1 rRNA gene (cut by a window edge) is annotated in these 1,536 nt (G+C 55.9%); it reads right to left on the bottom strand.

Annotation, left to right across the window (positions count from 1 at the left end):
* Nucleotides 1–33: 33 nt before the first annotated feature.
* Nucleotides 34–1,536: ribosomal RNA gene (locus ACFYO9_RS38860) — 23S ribosomal RNA — on the bottom strand; its annotated part runs 1,265 nt beyond the window's last position; the annotation flags it as partial.

Genomic DNA, 1,536 nt, shown 5'->3' with positions numbered 1-1,536 from the left:
GTTTCAGAACCAACACAGTGGACGCGAGCAACTGAGGACAAGCCCTCGGCCTATTAGTACCAGTCACCTCCACCCGTTACCGGGCTTCCAGATCTGGCCTATCAACCCAGTCGTCTACTGGGAGCCTTAACCCCTCAAAGGGGGTGGGAATACTCATCTCGAAGCAGGCTTCCCGCTTAGATGCTTTCAGCGGTTATCCTTTCCGAACGTAGCCAACCAGCCATGCCCTTGGCAGGACAACTGGCACACCAGAGGTTCGTCCGTCCCGGTCCTCTCGTACTAGGGACAGCCCTTCTCAATATTCCTACGCGCACAGAGGATAGGGACCGAACTGTCTCACGACGTTCTAAACCCAGCTCGCGTACCGCTTTAATGGGCGAACAGCCCAACCCTTGGGACCGACTCCAGCCCCAGGATGCGACGAGCCGACATCGAGGTGCCAAACCATCCCGTCGATATGGACTCTTGGGGAAGATCAGCCTGTTATCCCCGGGGTACCTTTTATCCGTTGAGCGACGGCGCTTCCACAAGCCACCGCCGGATCACTAGTCCCGACTTTCGTCCCTGCTCGACCCGTCGGTCTCACAGTCAAGCTCCCTTGTGCACTTACACTCAACACCTGATTACCAACCAGGCTGAGGGAACCTTTGGGCGCCTCCGTTACTCTTTGGGAGGCAACCGCCCCAGTTAAACTACCCATCAGACACTGTCCCTGATCCGGATCACGGACCGAGGTTAGACATCCAGCACGACCAGAGTGGTATTTCAACGTTGACTCCACGAACACTGGCGTGCCCGCTTCAAAGTCTCCCACCTATCCTACACAAGCCGAACCGAACACCAATATCAAACTGTAGTAAAGGTCCCGGGGTCTTTCCGTCCTTCTGCGCGAAACGAGCATCTTTACTCGTAGTGCAATTTCACCGGGCCTATGGTTGAGACAGTCGAGAAGTCGTTACGCCATTCGTGCAGGTCGGAACTTACCCGACAAGGAATTTCGCTACCTTAGGATGGTTATAGTTACCACCGCCGTTTACTGGCGCTTAAGTTCTCAGCTTCGCACGCCCGAAAGCGCACTAACCGGTCCCCTTAACGTTCCAGCACCGGGCAGGCGTCAGTCCGTATACATCGCCTTACGGCTTCGCACGGACCTGTGTTTTTAGTAAACAGTCGCTTCTCGCTGGTCTCTGCGGCCACCCCCAGCTCAGAGTGCAAAACTCATCACCAGGAATGGCCCCCCTTCTCCCGAAGTTACGGGGGCATTTTGCCGAGTTCCTTAACCATAGTTCACCCGAACGCCTCGGTATTCTCTACCTGACCACCTGAGTCGGTTTAGGGTACGGGCCGCCATGAAACTCGCTAGAGGCTTTTCTCGACAGCATAGGATCATCCACTTCACCACAATCGGCTCGGCATCAGGTCTCAGCCTTGATGTGCGACGGATTTACCTATCACACGGCCTACACCCTTACCCCGGGACAACCACCGCCCGGGCTGGACTACCTTCCTGCGTCACCCCATCACTCACCTACTACA

The sequence above is a fragment of the Streptomyces sp. NPDC005863 genome, assembly GCF_042871345.1.
Lineage (GTDB): Bacteria > Actinomycetota > Actinomycetes > Streptomycetales > Streptomycetaceae > Streptomyces.
The sequence above is the reverse complement of the archived record's forward strand: the minus strand, read 5'-3'. Positions and strand labels throughout refer to the sequence as shown.